Below are 14,320 nucleotides of genomic sequence, written 5' to 3' on the forward strand. Positions count from 1 at the left end.
CCCGCCGGCCCGACCGGGCACGGGCGGGTCCGGCAGGCCGCGGGGGCCCGCCGGACGGGTCCGGGCGGCTACCGTCCCGGCGGGCCGGCCGAGACCGCGCGACGCAGCCGGGAGAGCACCCGGCCGCCGACCGGCGCACCGCCGAGCGCCAGTGCGGCCGGGCCGCCGACCACCAGCACCGCCTCGGAGATCAGCACCACCGGCAGCAGCATCCGGGCCGCGCCGGCACGGTCCGGCGCGGGCGTACCGGCCGCGATCGGGGCCAGCGCGGGCGCACTCGTCTGCGCGGACGCCGCGGGCTGGGGGGCCGGGGCGGCGGCGGACTTGGGCGTGGTGGCGGGGGTGGCCGCGGGGGCCGCGCCGGAGACCGGGTTGGCGACGGGGTCCGAGCCGCTGTCGGAGCCGGTGCCGCCGGCCGGCGGCACCGTGCCGCCGGAGGTGCGGTGACGACCACGGTGTTGGTCTGCGTCGAGCCGGGCAGCGGAACCCCCACCACGATCACCGCCACCTTGGGCGAGGCCTCCGGGGTGCTCGGCGTGCCCGTCGGGCTCGGGGTGGGCGTCGCGGTGACCGGCGGCTTCTGGTTGCCGGGCAGCGCGCCGTCCTGGTTGGCGACGTCCGCGATCGCGGCCTGGGCCAGGCCCTGCTGGGCCGAGGTCAGGTCCGCGTACCCGAGCCCGAGCCGGCCCGGCTCGCGCCCGTACAGCTGGCCGCCGCCCGGGTCGGTCACCTGCTGGAGGAACTTCGTGACCGCGGCGGTCTTCGTGTCCCCGAGCCCGGTGGTCGGCGCCATCGCGTACTGGACCATGGTCAGCGGGTAGGCGCCGGCGTCGCGGCCGTAGCCGCTGTCGTTCCGGCCGTAGGGCAGCTGCTGCGTGCCGGTCGCCGGGTCGAGCGCCATGTCGTTGACGGCGGCCTGGATCGAGCGGGTCGTGGGCGTGAGGTACGAGCCCTGCTGGTTGACGATCGCGGCCTGCGGCAGGCTGTAGGCCGCCGCGTCGGCGCTGTCCATGATTCCGATCAGCTGGCGCGAACCCGGCACCTGGGCCTGGCACTTGACGTGCACGTTGCCCGAGGAGAGGTTCCAGTCGGTGCAGGTCGGGGTGTTCTTGAGGAAGTCACGGACCGCGTCGTCGAGCCCGCCGAGCACCGGGCTCCACTCGTACTGCTTCTGCCGCGCCGGGGTGCCGTCGCTGAGCACCATGCCGGGGACCCCGCTGGCGTCCTGCGGGATGAACAGGTCGACCGGGTACCCGGAGAAGGCCGGGCGCTGGTAGAAGGTGTCGACGTGCATCCCCCACGGGTCGGGCTGGCCCTGCAGGAAGGCGGCGGCGTCCGGATCGGCGGCGATCCAGGCGGTGAGCTGGTGGACCATGTCGCTGGAGGAGCCCAGCACGATCGGCAGCGAGACCGGCAGGTTCGGCACGCAGGTGGGCCACTGCGCGGGGGCGATCAGGCTCGGCGGGTTGAGCTCCAGGAACTCCGGGTCCTGGAAGAGGCACATCGGGTTGCCCTCCACCGAGGGCTCCGAGGCGACCGGGGAGTGCGTGTAGGACTGGGTGAGCTCCTTGGCCAGCAGCCGGGCGTTCAGCCGCATCTGCGGGATGGGGCGCCCGGTCGTCGGGTCGTCGACCGAGAAGACCACCGAGATCGCGGAGTTCGCGAGCGGCACGTAGACGTAGGGGCGCGGCGCGGGGCCGGTGTCGGCCCTGCTGGTCAGCGCCAGCTCGGCGCCGCTGCCGCCGAGGAAGGCCTGCCGGGCCAGCGGCTCGCCCTGCGCGGTGTAGCCGACGTGCTGCGGACTGCTCGCCAGGCAGGCGCCGGCGCGCCACTGCTGGACGGCGCGCTGGCCCATCGGCAGGCCCGCCATGCTGAAGTCGTTGGCGGCCGCCTCGCAGCTGTCCGGGGTCGGCGCGAAGGTCAGGGGCACCACGGTGCGCTGGTCCCAGGAGCACGACTCGCCGGTGGCGAAGCCCGTGGAGAGGTTCTGCCCCTGCGTGACGTGGTCCGAGGCCATGTACCAGTAGCCGTCGTTGTCGGCGGTGTGGTCCTTGCAGCTCAGGGCGCCGCTGGTGTCACCGTTCAGGGCCGACATCAGGCCCAGCGAGTCACCACCGTAGTTCGGCACGATCGCCAGGGAACACTGCTGGGTCGGGCCGCACTTCAGGGTCTGGCTCTGGATCGCGGTCCAGACCTCGATGTCGGCCGAACCCGAGCCGTCCGCACCGGTGGTGGCGAGCACCATGTTGCTCGGGAACTCGGGCGCGGTGCCGGCGGACGGCGAGGTCTGCGCGAACCCCGCGGCGGCGTCGCCGCCGTAGACGGTGCCGCCGTAGCAGTCCGTCGGGCCCGGGTTGACGCCCCTGCACTGGTAGACCCGCACGGGGTAGAGGGTGTTGGAGGAGCCGGCGGTCGCACTGGTCGCCGGGTGCCCGTCGGGCGTCACGCTGGGGGTGAAGCCCTTCCAGCTCACGTGCACGACCTGGTTGGCCAGGTTGGTGGCCGGGCTGACGGTGATGCTCCCGTCGGGGCCGGTGGTCCCCGTCGTCCCGCCCGTGGCGGGGTCCGGGATCCACACCGGCGGCCCCTGGACGGTGATCGATCCCGTGTCCGCGTGCGCCTTTTGGACGGTGCCGGCGCCGAGCGGCAGGACGGCCAGGACGGCCACGACCGCCCAGGCCGCGGTGGCGGACAGCCAGGCGCGGGACCACCACCCCAGCCCTCTCGGACCACGGTCTCGGACTCTCATCAGGGATACCTCCGGCTGTGCACGGTGCGGACGTGCGAGGGCGACGGGCATGCGAACGGACCCACGGATTCCCGTGGGTCCATTCGTCCATGACCACATGACACGTGATGGCCGATCAGATGTACGAGACCCCAACTGGGCCACGATGCCCGGGGTTTGGGCTCTGCGGCCACTCGAGGGGCATCAGCCGGCGGGGGTGAAGGTCAGCGCCAGGGTGCCGGTGTGCTGACCGCCCTGGAAGAAGGTCGTCGCCAGCTTGGTGTCCACGTAGCTCGCACCCGCCGGGTCGATCTCCAGGTCGTCGGCGGTCAGGTTCTGGGTGGCACCGGTCTTGGTGACGACGTTGTTGCCGGCCGGGTCGAGCAGGTTGACCGGGGCGCTCTCGCCCAGCGGCACACCGGTGATCGCCCAGTTGTCCGCGCTGAAGGCCAGGTTGTTGAAGATCACGGTGCGGCCGGTCTTCAGGTTCACCAGCAGCAGGCCGCCGCCGACCTGGATGTTGCCGTAGTAGCCACCCAGGTTCGCCGAGCCGCCGGTCACCGGGAAGCTCGCCGAGAACCCGCTGGTGGTGCTGAAGCCGGGGGTCGCGTTCGGCAGCGCGATGGCGATGATGCCGTTCTGCGCCGACTGCTGGAGGAAGGTGGTGTCCTCCTGGATCACCAGGCTGCCGGCGGGGGCGGTGCTGGTCGTGCTGGCGAGCGCGGTGTCACCCAGGGCGGTGACGGCCAGGGCGGCGGCGGCGACGGCGGTGACGGCGATCCGGATGCTGATGCGGGCCATGATGATGATCTCCTTCGTGCACGGCGTTGGGCTTGGAGCGGGCCGGCGGCCAGGGGAAGGAAGTCCCCTGGCCGCCGGTGTGGTGCGGGTGGTACCGCTTGCGGGTCCTGCGAGGTGCGGGTGGATCGGATGCGGGTGCTGCAGATGCGCGTGGCTCAGATGCGCGTGGCTCAGATGTGGGTGACGCTGCCGCAGGCGCCGAGCGGCAGCAGCTGGAAGCCGTAGCCCTGGATGTCGGCCTTGGCGGTGGCGTTGGTGCAGACCCAGCCGGTCGGGCCGAAGATCGCCTTCAGCGCCGGGTTGGCACCGGTGCCGGTCCACTCGGCGTCACGGAACACGTTGTAGACCACGCGGCCGTAGTTGGTGGCGGTGAAGGCGGTGTTGAGGGTGTGGGTGGCGGTGATCGGGTTGATCCCGTCCACGCTGCGCAGGGTCACGGTGCCGGCCGCGTCGCTGCCGCTGGAGTGCCCGCCGTAGACCTGGCCGATGTAGTGCGCGGCCGAGTAGGGCTCGATCGAGTTGGCGTCGGTGAAGACCGCGTCGGTGCCCTCGTTCTCCTCCGGGGTGTACGCCTGGACGCAGGCGCCCGGGACGATCGGGGTGGTGCCGCCGCCGACCGCCTTCAGGAAGAAGGACCGGGTGCCGGAGCTGGTCTGCGGCAGGTACGCCTTGATGGTGGCGTTCGGGCCGGTGTAGCCGGAGATGTCGGTGATCTGGTTCCAGTTGGTCTTGGTGCAGGTGTAGATCGCCGCGAGGTCGGCCGTGGTCAGGTTGGCCGGGGCGTTGCCGGTCGCCGGGGCGGCGTAGGAGACGCCGTCCTTGGCGAAGGCCACGAAGTCGTCGGTGGTCAGGTCACCGGTCTGCGGGCCGCGCGAGGAGCGGGCGAAGTTCACCGTGGCGCTGGTGTTGCCGTTCAGCGCGGTGATGCCGGCGCCGGAGCCGTTCGGGCGGGCGATCGAGGTGGCGCCGGTCTTGGTGGTGATCGGCGAGCTGCCGGTCGCGTCCCAGCTGTACAGGCGCGGGGCGGTGGAGCCGCTCGCCGTCAGGAAGGCGTTGTAGTCGGTCGAGAACTGGTTCGACACGGCCTGCGTGGTGTCCGAACCGACGCCCACGATGTCCGTGGCGGCCGGGGTGACGCTCGGGTCGGCCATGGCCTGGCCGGCGGCGACGGTGGCCAGCGAGGTGACGATCGCGGCGGACGCGAGCAGCTTGGCAGCGGTGTGACGCATGGTGCGTTTCCTCCGGTGGGAGAGGCATGCCTGGTGTGGCCGGGTACGGGGCCGAACCCGGACGCCGCGGGTCGTCGCTGGTGCGTTCGACCCGGTCGGCGGGACCGATCCTGTCCAGTCGGGGGCGGCGCCGGAAGCGTCCTCGGCGATGGCCCAAGTCCCGGTGAATTTCCGGGATTTGTCGACTTGGCGGTTTACTCGCTGGCCCGCGGCGGTGGTTCGTGGACGGTCGCGCACGGGCCGTGGGAGCGCGCACTGCCTGACGTTCTTCTCGTGGTGGCGATTCGGGCCGGAACTCGAAACCTCTCGGTCACCAGGGCCACCGGCCCTCACGCCCAGGTGTTCGCAACTCCCGTTCCAGCCAGTGGAGTCCGACTCGAAAGCTCTCCATGCCCTGCCGGCACTGGTCCCGTCGCAGGTACCCGCGCGCCGAGCGGGCCACCGGCTCCTCGGCCGCCGGCCCCGGCCGGGTGGTGCGCGGTGGCAGGTAGGCGGACCAGCACCAGGCCCGGGAGCGGTCCTGGGTGAAGGCGTAGCGCAGCGAGGCCCGCTCGATGAGCAGCTCGCGCAGCGCCTGCACCAGCTCCGCCTCGGAGCGGTAGAGCCTTGTGGAGACGGCGAGTTGGCGCCCGTTGCCGGCGGCCAACGACCAGCCGACCAGGCGGCCGGTGCCCTGCACGGCGAGCAGTCTCGGCCCGCGGCCCCTGGCGCCCTCAGGCATCGCCGGCCGACTGCGGGGAGCGCTCCCGCGACTGCGACGGCTGCGGCGACTGCGACGGCTGCGGCGGTCTGCTCGGCGCGGGTGGTCTGCTCGGCTCGAGCGGAACGTCCGGCTCGAGCGGGCCGTCCGGCTGAGCCGGCACAGTGCCGTCCGCCGACTGGCGTTCCAGCAGCGCCACGAAGCGCCGGAAGGCGTTCTGACAGGTGGCGTAGCGCTCGTAGGCCCGACTGGAGCGGGCCTCGGGCAGTCCACGTGGCCCGGGCACCATCCAGATCCAGCCGATGCCGTCCCGGACGTGGGTGATCCTGGCCGTCAACTCGGCTGCCTCGCAACGGAGTCCGTCAAACGCCCGGCCGGCCTCGGCGGCCGAGTCGTAGGCCGGCGAGGAGATCGCGACGATTCGCCCGTTGGGCGCCTTGAGCTGCCACTGGTAGCGGCCGTTGGCCGCCCGCTCCACCTGGAACCCGCCCCGGAGGGCCTGCGCCCCTGCCCGCCCCCCGCCCAACTGGCCCACCCGGCTCACCCGCCCCATCCCCGTCGATGCGACCTGGGCGCCGCATGGGGCGGGCCTCGTGGCTGTCGCGTAGAGATCTCGTGCTCGGCAATCAATGCGTCCAACCGTATGTGTGCAGAGCTGGACACAGATAGGGCCGATGCCCGTTCAGCAGGTCTATTGGCCGGGAAGTTCTCTCTCGTTAATCTGGCGTGAGTAGTCAACTACCCTGTGCGACACCAGAGATGGGAATGCTGACGGAACGTGCGGAACTCCGGCCGCAGCAGCCTTGCGTGGGGCCGGAGTTACTCGTGATGCGGCACTCGGACGGGGTCGGACCTCAGCGGTGAGGCCACGGCGGCCAGACCTCAGTGGTCCGACTCGGCGAAGGCCTTGACGGCGGCGAGGAACGCCGATTCGGGATAGGCGGCCTTGGCGTGGGCGTAGGCGGGATTACCGGGCGTCCACTGGTCCACCGTGAGCTCCAGCTCCGTGGCCCCCTCGCCGACCGGGGTCAGCAGATAGGTCATCCGGCAACTGGTCTCGGCGTGCCGCGGATTGTGGACGGCCCCCGGGTGCTGGCGGTAGCCGAAACGCCGCGGCGCCTCGAACTCCTGCACCTCACCGTAGACCTGGACCACCCGCTCGCCCGCCTCGGTGTGGCCGACGAACTCCAGCAGCCCGCCGACCCGGAAGTCGGACTCGATCGAGCTGCCGTAGAGGGTCGCGCGGGTGCCTTCGCTGGTGGTCAGCGCCTCCCAGACCCGCTGGACGGGGGCGGCCACGGACACGCGGTAGTGGAGCGGGGTCTCAGTCATGGGCGCAGGGTAGCGGGCGGCGGTGACAGCGCGCCCCGCCCGCACCGGGACTGACGGACCGTCGACCGATCGCCGGTCAGGGCCATGCCCTTGCAGGGACTTGATAGCTGTTCTATAAGTAATAGAGCAGCTACCAACGGAGCCATCGTGATCCTCTCCCTCGACCCGCACAGCGAGGTCCCGATCTACCAGCAGATCCGGGACCGGGTCGTCGAGGCCGTCGCCGCCGGTGAGCTGGTCGCGGGCAGCCCACTGCCCTCGACCCGCCAGCTGGCCACCGACCTCGGCATCAACTTCCATACCGTCAACAAGAGTTACGACCTACTGCGCAGCGAGGGTCTGCTGGTCCTCAACCGCAGGAGCGGGGCCCTGGTCCAGCGCGACCCGGGCACCGGCCCGCCGGCCGCGGGCTTTACCGAACAGTGGCGGACGCGGCTGAGAACGCTGCTCGCCGAGGCCGTGGCGCAGGGCGTGGACGGCCCGGCCGCCCTGGACGCCTGCGCCGCCACGCTCGCCTCCTTCGCCCTGCCGGCACCCCTGGCACCGCCTGCACAGTCCGCACAGCCCGCACAGTCCGCACCAGCACAGGGAGAGACGCGATGACCGGAGCGCTGCTGATCCAGGCCGGCCTGCCGCCGCTGCTCCTGCTGCTGCTCTGGCTCACCCCCGCGCTGACCGCGCCGACGCTGCCGTTCGGCGTGCGGATACCGGCCGAGCGCACCCGCGAGCCGGTGGTCGCCGAGCAGCGCCGGGCCTACCGGCGACTGGTCGGGGTGCTAGGTGGCGTGGTCACGGTGGCCGGCGTGGCCGTGGTGCTGGCCACCGCCAGCGCGGCGGTCAGCCTGCTGGCCGCCCTCGCGGTCGGCGCCGTCGGCCTGGCCGGCTACCTGCGCGCGCACCGCGCGATCAGCGCCGCCAAGCGGCACGGGGACTGGTACCGGGGCCTGCGTCAGGTCGTCGTCGCGGACACCGGGCTGCGCACCGACCCGACGCGCTTCCCGTGGCCCTGGGCCGCGCCCGCGCTGCTGCTGCCGCTCGGCACGGCGGTGGCCGGGGTGGTCCGCTACCCCAGCATGCCCGACCGGCTGGCGACCCACTTCGGCGCCTCCGGCACGGTCGACCACCTGGCCGCCAAGTCCGTGGGCAGCGCCTTCGCGCCGGTCCTCGCACAGCTGGTGACCACCGCGGTGATCCTGCTGGTCAGCCGGCTGGCCTTCCGCGCCAGGCCGGACCTGGACCCGGCCCGGGTCCGGACGACCGTGCTGCAGCACCGCCGCTACCTCGTCCTGATGGCCCGCACCCTGCTGCTGCTCGCCGGCTGCGTCGACCTGACGGCGCTGCTGGCGGCCTGGCGGATCTGGGACGGCGCCCGCACCCTCACGCCGCTGCCGCTGCTCGCGCCGACCTTGCTGGGCCTGGCGGTCACCATCGGCACAGCCGTCCGCTGCGGACAGAACGGCAGCCGGCTGCGAGTGGTCTCGCAGGAGGAGAGGGCGCCGCAGGACGAGAGGGCGCTCCCAGGAACCGGCGAGCCGCTGACCCGGCAGGACGACGACCGCCACTGGCGGCTCGGCGGCCTGGCCTACGTCAACCGGCGGGACCCGGCGTTCCTGGTGCCCAAGCGCTTCGGTGTCGGCTGGACCGTCAACTACGGCAGCCCGTACACCCTGCTGCTGCTCGCGGTGCTGGTGGGCTTCGCGGTGGCGATGCCGCTGCTGACCCGCTGACGGGGCCGGGCCCGGGGCGGCGGCCCCGGCCTCAGCCGCCGAACCACCCCGCGACGTCCAGCCGGAAGAACGCGGCCGGCGCCATGGTCCGCAGGTCGTCCTCCAGTTGCCGCAGCCGCTCGGCGCCCAGCTCGGCGGCCCACCGGGCGCGCAGCGTCTCGAAGACGGCGGCGGAACGGGCCAGCGCGTCGACCCCGTACGGGGTGAGCCGCACCAGCTTGCGCCGGGCGTCCGCCGGGTCGTCGGCCCGCTCCAGGTAGCCCACGGCCTGCAGCCGGTCGATGGTCTTGCCGGCGGCCTGCTTGGAGACCCCGAGCCGTCGGCCGACCTCGCTGGCCGTGGTCCCGGTCGGGCCCACGGCCTGCAGCGCGAAGCCGTGCGCGGGCCGCAGGTCGGGGTGGCCCTGGCGGGCCAGCTCGGCGTGCAACTCGTCGATGATCGAACGGAATCCGGCGAAGAGCAGCAGCGGGAGCTCGAAGCCGTAGCTCTCGCGCCCGGACGGACCAGACGGACCGGTGAGACCGGACTGCTCGGACGAACCGGTGAGACCGGACTGCACGGAGCGGCCGGGGTGGTCGGGGAGGTCGGACTGGTCGGGCATGGCGATCGGGGCCCCTTGCGGAGATGGACAACCTGGTTTACGTTTTAGACAACCGCGTTGACCATCTTACGCCGAGGAGCGCACCCCACCATGTCCTGGACCCCTTTTCCCGACGTCACCCTCGACACCGCCCCCGCCGCCTCCCGCAGGTCGCTGGAGGGCGTCGTCCGCCACCTCGGCTACCTGCCGGCGCCCGCCGCCCGGCTGGCCGGCTCGCCGCAGCTGCTGGACGGGTTCCTCAAGCTCACCGGCCTCTTCGACAGCACCACCCTGGCGCCGCTGGCCCGCGAGGTCGTCATCCTGACCGTCGCCACCCGCAACGCCTGCCACACCTGCGTCGCCATGCACACCGCCGTCCTCGGCCGGCTCGGCGCCGACGAGTCGCTGGCCACCGCCCTGCGCGCCCGGCAGCCGCTGCCCGACCCGGCATTGGAGGCCCTGCGACGCTTCGTGCTGGCCGTGCTGGAGCACGCCGGCCAGGTCGGCGACGACGAGCTGCGCGCCTTCCTCGACCACGGCTACACCACCCAGAACGCCCTGGAGGTGGTGCTCGGCATCGGCACCTACACCCTCTCCACCTTCGCCAACCGCCTCACCGGCGCCCCCCTGGACCCCCAACTCGCCCCGTACGCCTGGCACGAGCCGCAGAGCGCGTGAGGCCCACCCGGCGCCGGGCTCAGAGCCGGGCCGACCAGCGCACCCGGGTGCCGCGGCGGTCGGGGCCCGGTTCGTGCCAGGCCGCTCCGCCGAGGTTCTCCGCCCGGCGGCGCAGGTTCGCCAGCCCGCTGCGGCGCCCGCCGGGCGGGATCCCCACGCCGTCGTCGGTGACGGTGAGCAGGACGCCGGGCCGGCCCGGGCGGCCGGGGGCCTGGGGGTCGCCGGAGACCGGCCGGCCCTCGTCGTCGAGGTGGACGGTGGCGTCCACCTCCACACCGACCCGCGAGGCCCGCGCGTGCCGGGCCGTGTTGGAGAGCATCTCGCGCAGCGCGGCCAGCAGTTGACGGGCCGTGGCATCGCCGACCAGGCTCTCCACCGGGCCCACGAAGGTCATCGACGGCTTGAATCCGAGCGCGGCCGCGGCCTGGCTGCCCTCGCGCAGCACCCGGGTGCGCAGGGTGTCCGGCTCGTCGCCGTGGTCGTCGTGCTGCAGGGCGTAGATGGTGGTGCGGACCTCCTGGATGGTGGCGTCCAACTCGTCGACCGCCGTGCCGATCCGGTCCTGCACCTCGGGCACCACGGCCCGCCGCGCGGCGCTCTCCAGCATCATCCCGGTGGCGAAGAGCCGCTGGATCACCAGGTCGTGCAGGTCGCGGGCGATCCGGTCGCGGTCCTGGAAGACCGCGAGGCGCTGCTGGTCGCGCTGCCCCTCGGCGAGCCGCAGGGCGAGCGCGGCCTGCGAGGCGAAGGTCTGGGCGAGTTCCTTCTCCGCGTCGGTGAACGGGCGGGCGCCGCGCGAGCGCCAGACCACCAGCCCGCCCAGCGCCCGGCCCGCCGACACCATCGGCAGCGCCATCGAGGGCCCGAAGTCCCGGGCCAGGCGCATCACCAGCGCCGGGTCCTGGGACATGTCCTCGATGAAGACGCTCTCGCCGCCGCGCAGCCGGGCCGCGTAGCCGTCGCCCGGCACGAGCTCGCCGGTGACGTACTCGGCCGACTCGCCGGAGGCGTGCGAGACCCGCAGGCCGCCGTCGGCGGTGGGCAGCATGATCATGCCGAGCGCCGCGTCGGCCAGCTCGCGGACCTGCTCGGCGGCCACCGTCAGGGCGGCGTGGGCCTCGTCGGTGGAGAGCAGCGCGGTGGTCACCGCGGCCGCGCCGGCGATCCAGCGCTCCCGGCGACGGCCCTCCTCGTAGAGCCGGGAGTTCTCGATCGCCACGCCCGCGGCCGCCGCCAGCGCGTGCACCACCTGCGCGTCCTCGGGGGTGAAGCCGCCGCCGCCGCGCTTCTCGGTGAGGTAGAGGTTGCCGAAGACCTCCTCACGGATCCGGATCACCTCGCCCAGGAACGACTTCATCGGCGGGTGGTGCGGCGGGAAGCCGGAGGAGCGCGGGTCCTGGGCCAGGTCGTCCAGCAGCAGCGGCTCCGGGCGCTCGATCAGCGCGCCGAGGATCCCGCGCCCGGTCGGCAGGTCGCCGATCCGGGCGGCGGTCGCGTCGTCGATGCCGACGTGGATGAAGTCGCTGAGCCCGTGGCCGTCCGGCGAGACCACGCCCAGCGCGGCGTACCGCGCGTCCACCAGGTCGGCGGCCCCGGCCGCGATCCGCTCCAGCGTCGCGTGCAGGTCCAGGCCGGCGCCGACCGAGACCACCGCCTCCAGCAGCCGCTGCATCCGGTCGGTCACCGCGGCGGCGGACTGCAGGCGCTCGGACACCTCGGTCACCAGGGTGTCCAGGCCGAGCGAGGAGATCTCGGGGACCCGGTGCGGCGCGGGCGCGTCCTCGCCGGGTGGGGGTGTGCTGGCCATGCTTCGACCCTAGGCCCTGTCTCCTGGTTCGCGCCGCGCGCCCGGCGGGAACCAGGAGACAGGGCCTCGTGCGGAGCTGGGACGGCGGGGCGTTGTTCGCTCACGACACGATGGCCGAGCCGTTTCCGCGGCCGGGCGGGAATTCCGGAATTCGGCCTGCCGAACCATGGAAGATTCAACGAGAGACCGTCCCGAAAACATCGATCGAGGCCGTGACACTCCCCCGGGATGGTATTACCGTGAGAAGTGACCCCCCGAAGTAATCCACCCTCAGGAGATTTCTCCTGAGCGCCCGTTCGTGGATCCGGGGGAAAGGCCGTGACCGTTATCGCCGGCCCGAGGTCCCTTTCCCGGCGAACAGCACAGGAGGCTGCTGTCCGCCGCATCCGACCGGTGCCCCCACCAGCCCGGGAGCGCCGCGACGACGGGAAGCCCCACTGGAGGAGAGACATGCCCACATTCGCTTCCGTCGACAGCCGGGGGCACGGAACGTTCTGGCTCAACCATCCGGACGGGGCGATGGTGCCGGGCCGCGCGGTCGTCGCCTCCATCAGCGAAATGCAGCAGGGGCTCCCGAACGCGGGCGCCGCCCAGATGACCGTCCACAACGTCGTTCCGGCGAACTCGGAGATCTCCTTCCGGGTCGAGGTCGACTGGCCGACGGATCTCGACCTCCGGGTGATCTACGCCTACGCCTGAGCCCCACGGTGGCCACCACCTCGGCCGGGCCCGGCGCCGCACCGCGCATCCCCCTCGGGTGCGGTGCGGCGCCGGGCGCGGACCGGGCGCCCGCTACTTCTTGAGGCGCGAGGAGGAGACGATCGAGACGATGTGCGCCGGCACCAGCAGCCACACGATGACGGTCACCGCGACCACCGCGACCCGGGTGGCGGTCAGGTCGCCGCGCACGGTGTCGACCACGGCCGCGACCAGCAGCAGCAGCGTGCACTCGATCCCGTTGCAGAGCCGGTGCAGACCCACGCCCGAGGCCAGCCGGCGCACCCGGGCCAGGCCCGAGGAGCGCGGCACGACCGACTGGTCGGTGGCCTTGGCCAGTCCGCTGTCCGAGCGCGCCACGTGCACCAGGTCCGAGGAGGCCTTCAGCAGCAGCACGCCGATGCCCGCGGCCAGGCCCGCCACCAGGTAGGGGCTGAGCCCGAGCGAGGAGGCCCGGCAGCCCATGCCGACCATCACGGCGGCGTCCGCGAGGTAGGCGCCCAGGCGGTCCAGGTAGACCCCCAGCGGGCTGAACTGCCGCCGCCAGCGGGCGACCTCGCCGTCCACGCAGTCGAGCAGCAGGTAGAGCTGCATGAACAGCACGGACAGCAGCGCGCCGGCCAGGCCCGGGATCAGCAGGGCGGCGCCGGAGAGCACCCCGGCCACCACCATCACGGTGGTGATCTGGTTCGGCGACCAGCGCGTGCCGAGCAGCAGCCGGGTGATCCGCAGCGAGAGGGAGCGCATGTAGAGGCGGCCGGCCCAGTGCTCCGCCCTGCTGTCGAGCTTGCCCGGCGGGTGGATCACTGCGCGCAGTTCTTCGAGTGGAACTCTGGTCATGCCGTCTCCGTGTCTGGCTGGCGGAACGCCCGTGCCACCGCTGCGGGCACGTGTGCGGGTCCACGCAAGCGCAGAGAGCCCGGTGGGGGCAAGCCAGTGGGCGGACCGGGCCCGGCCGACCTCCCGGCGGCCCCGGGCGGGGCCGCGCTCAGAGGGCCGCGGTCAGCAGCCGGTCCGCCGCCAACTCCCGTTCCCACAGGGCCCGCAGCCGCCCGTCGGGGCGGTGGGCCAGCTCCTGCCAGCTGCCGCGCTCGACCACCCGGCCCGCTTCCAGCACCACGATCTCGTCCACCGCGGCCTCGCTCAGACCGGTCAGGCGATGGGTGATCAGCAGGGTGGCCCGGCCCTCGGTGGCGGCCAGCAGGTCGGCGGTCAGGGCGTCGGCGGTGGGCAGGTCGAGGTGCTCGGCGGGCTCGTCCAGGATCAGCAGCGGGAAGTCCGCGAGCAGCGCGCGGGCCAGCGCCAGGCGTTGGCGCTGGCCGCCGGAGAGCCGCGCGCCGTGCTCGCCGACCATGGTGTCCAGCCCCTCGGGCAGGGTGTCCACCCACTCCAGCAGCCGGGCGCCGGCCAGCGCGGCGCGCAACTCGTCGGCGGTGGCGCCGGGGCGGGCCAGGCGCAGGTTCTCGCGCAGCGAGCTGTCGAAGACGTGGGCGTCCTGCGCGCACAGACCCACCACCCGGCGGACGTCGTCGCCGTGCACCCGCCCACTGTCCACAGCCTGTGGATGGCGGCCGTCCAGCAGCACCTCGCCGGCCTCCTGGTCGAGCAGCCGCAGCAGCACCTGCGCCAGGGTGGTCTTGCCCGAGCCGGAGCGCCCGACCACCGCCACCCGGCGGCCCGGGGCGAGATCGAGGTCGACGCCGTCCAGCGCCCAGCCGCGCTGACCGGGCCAGCGGGCCCGCAGGCCGCGCACCGCGAGCGGGAACGGCTCGGCCGGCAGCGCGGCCGCGGTGCGGGCGGCCGGCTCGGTCACCGGCTCCGGGGTGTCGAGCACCTCCACCAGCCGGGCCGCCGCCGCCCGGCTGCGCTCGCGGACCTGGACGGCCGACGGCAGGCCGGCCACCGCCTCGAAGGCGGCCAGCGGCGTGAGGATCACCACCGCCAGGCAGAGTCCGGAGAGCGTCCCGCCGGCCACCCCGGGCACCCGGGCCTGCCCGCCGCCGGCCACCGTGGGCCCGGTG

At 73.5% G+C, this 14,320-nt stretch carries 15 protein-coding genes; 4 read left to right on the plus strand and 11 right to left on the minus strand.

Annotated elements, in window-relative coordinates; translation table 11 throughout:
• Positions 1-68: 68 nt before the first annotated feature.
• The 7 genes from ABD323_RS33655 to ABD323_RS33685 form a co-directional block, all read right to left on the minus strand.
• A complete protein-coding gene (locus ABD323_RS33655; protein WP_344445864.1) occupies positions 69-200 on the minus strand; it encodes a hypothetical protein in 132 nt (43 codons plus the stop codon).
• The gene (locus tag ABD323_RS33660; RefSeq protein ID WP_344445865.1) at positions 191-2,749 is read right to left on the minus strand and encodes a hypothetical protein; all 2,559 of its coding nucleotides are present in this window, start codon (positions 2,747-2,749) and stop codon (positions 191-193) included. Before ABD323_RS33660 ends, ABD323_RS33655 begins: the two co-directional genes overlap by 10 nt.
• 183 nt (positions 2,750-2,932) lie before the next feature.
• Positions 2,933-3,529 (minus strand): hypothetical protein, encoded by a 597-nt coding sequence (locus ABD323_RS33665; protein ID WP_344445866.1) that lies wholly within the window; start codon positions 3,527-3,529, stop codon positions 2,933-2,935.
• Positions 3,530-3,699: 170 nt separating this feature from the next.
• Entirely contained in the window at positions 3,700-4,758 is a 1,059-nt protein-coding gene (locus tag ABD323_RS33670; RefSeq protein WP_344445867.1) for a PstS family phosphate ABC transporter substrate-binding protein, read from the minus strand.
• Positions 4,759-5,068: 310 nt separating this feature from the next.
• Positions 5,069-5,437, minus strand: coding sequence for a hypothetical protein (locus tag ABD323_RS33675; RefSeq protein ID WP_344445868.1), 369 nt, complete (start codon positions 5,435-5,437; stop codon positions 5,069-5,071).
• A gap of 34 nt (positions 5,438-5,471) precedes the next feature.
• The gene (locus ABD323_RS33680) at positions 5,472-6,002 is read right to left on the minus strand and encodes a YegP family protein (protein WP_344445869.1); all 531 of its coding nucleotides are present in this window, start codon (positions 6,000-6,002) and stop codon (positions 5,472-5,474) included.
• A 338-nt stretch (positions 6,003-6,340) separates the two neighbouring features.
• Positions 6,341-6,790, minus strand: a complete 450-nt coding sequence (locus ABD323_RS33685) for an SRPBCC domain-containing protein (RefSeq protein WP_344445870.1) — start codon at positions 6,788-6,790, stop codon at positions 6,341-6,343.
• A gap of 84 nt (positions 6,791-6,874) precedes the next feature.
• Between ABD323_RS33685 and ABD323_RS33690 the strand changes: the two genes are divergently transcribed.
• Together ABD323_RS33690 and ABD323_RS33695 are read left to right on the plus strand one after the other, a co-directional pair.
• Positions 6,875-7,393 carry a GntR family transcriptional regulator gene (locus tag ABD323_RS33690; protein ID WP_344445871.1) on the plus strand — a complete coding sequence of 173 codons (519 nt, stop codon included), beginning with the start codon at positions 6,875-6,877 and terminating at the stop codon, positions 7,391-7,393.
• Entirely contained in the window at positions 7,390-8,517 is a 1,128-nt protein-coding gene (locus ABD323_RS33695) for a DUF1648 domain-containing protein (protein ID WP_344445872.1), read from the plus strand. The genes ABD323_RS33690 and ABD323_RS33695 overlap by 4 nt, the downstream gene beginning before the upstream one ends.
• 31 nt (positions 8,518-8,548) lie before the next feature.
• Here ABD323_RS33695 and ABD323_RS33700 read toward each other — a convergent pair whose 3' ends face one another.
• Positions 8,549-9,118, minus strand: coding sequence for a MarR family winged helix-turn-helix transcriptional regulator (locus tag ABD323_RS33700; RefSeq protein ID WP_344445873.1), 570 nt, complete (start codon positions 9,116-9,118; stop codon positions 8,549-8,551).
• 90 nt (positions 9,119-9,208) lie between these two features.
• Between ABD323_RS33700 and ABD323_RS33705 the strand changes: the two genes are divergently transcribed.
• Complete coding sequence (locus ABD323_RS33705) at positions 9,209-9,775, plus strand: carboxymuconolactone decarboxylase family protein (RefSeq protein ID WP_344445874.1); 567 nt, start codon at positions 9,209-9,211, stop codon at positions 9,773-9,775.
• A gap of 19 nt (positions 9,776-9,794) precedes the next feature.
• Here the strand turns inward: ABD323_RS33705 and ABD323_RS33710 are convergent, their stop codons facing one another.
• Positions 9,795-11,582 carry a sensor histidine kinase gene (locus ABD323_RS33710; protein WP_344445875.1) on the minus strand — a complete coding sequence of 596 codons (1,788 nt, stop codon included), beginning with the start codon at positions 11,580-11,582 and terminating at the stop codon, positions 9,795-9,797.
• Between the two features lie 450 nt (positions 11,583-12,032).
• Between ABD323_RS33710 and ABD323_RS33715 the strand changes: the two genes are divergently transcribed.
• Positions 12,033-12,281, plus strand: a complete 249-nt coding sequence (locus tag ABD323_RS33715) for a hypothetical protein (RefSeq protein ID WP_344445876.1) — start codon at positions 12,033-12,035, stop codon at positions 12,279-12,281.
• 93 nt (positions 12,282-12,374) lie between these two features.
• On the opposite strand, the gene ABD323_RS33720 is transcribed toward ABD323_RS33715, so the two are convergent.
• Positions 12,375-13,139: a CDP-alcohol phosphatidyltransferase family protein gene (locus tag ABD323_RS33720; RefSeq protein WP_344445877.1), complete on the minus strand. Its 765-nt coding sequence runs from the start codon at positions 13,137-13,139 to the stop codon at positions 12,375-12,377.
• Between the two features lie 148 nt (positions 13,140-13,287).
• Positions 13,288-14,320: thiol reductant ABC exporter subunit CydC (cydC, locus tag ABD323_RS33725; RefSeq protein ID WP_344445878.1), on the minus strand; the 1,033-nt coding region annotated here is incomplete at its 5' end.

Source organism: Kitasatospora nipponensis, from assembly GCF_039528135.1.
Lineage (GTDB): Bacteria > Actinomycetota > Actinomycetes > Streptomycetales > Streptomycetaceae > Kitasatospora > Kitasatospora nipponensis.

Coding starts and splice junctions, on each gene's coding strand:
- ABD323_RS33660 (WP_344445865.1), bottom strand. CDS start 2,749: ATGAGAGTCCGAGACCGTGGTCCGAGAGGGCTGGGGTGGTGGTCCCGC.
- ABD323_RS33665 (WP_344445866.1), bottom strand. CDS start 3,529: ATGGCCCGCATCAGCATCCGGATCGCCGTCACCGCCGTCGCCGCCGCC.
- ABD323_RS33670 (WP_344445867.1), bottom strand. CDS start 4,758: ATGCGTCACACCGCTGCCAAGCTGCTCGCGTCCGCCGCGATCGTCACC.
- ABD323_RS33685 (WP_344445870.1), bottom strand. CDS start 6,790: ATGACTGAGACCCCGCTCCACTACCGCGTGTCCGTGGCCGCCCCCGTC.
- ABD323_RS33690 (WP_344445871.1), top strand. CDS start 6,875: ATGCCCTTGCAGGGACTTGATAGCTGTTCTATAAGTAATAGAGCAGCT.
- ABD323_RS33695 (WP_344445872.1), top strand. CDS start 7,390: ATGACCGGAGCGCTGCTGATCCAGGCCGGCCTGCCGCCGCTGCTCCTG.
- ABD323_RS33700 (WP_344445873.1), bottom strand. CDS start 9,118: ATGCCCGACCAGTCCGACCTCCCCGACCACCCCGGCCGCTCCGTGCAG.
- ABD323_RS33705 (WP_344445874.1), top strand. CDS start 9,209: ATGTCCTGGACCCCTTTTCCCGACGTCACCCTCGACACCGCCCCCGCC.
- ABD323_RS33710 (WP_344445875.1), bottom strand. CDS start 11,582: ATGGCCAGCACACCCCCACCCGGCGAGGACGCGCCCGCGCCGCACCGG.
- ABD323_RS33715 (WP_344445876.1), top strand. CDS start 12,033: ATGCCCACATTCGCTTCCGTCGACAGCCGGGGGCACGGAACGTTCTGG.
- ABD323_RS33720 (WP_344445877.1), bottom strand. CDS start 13,139: ATGACCAGAGTTCCACTCGAAGAACTGCGCGCAGTGATCCACCCGCCG.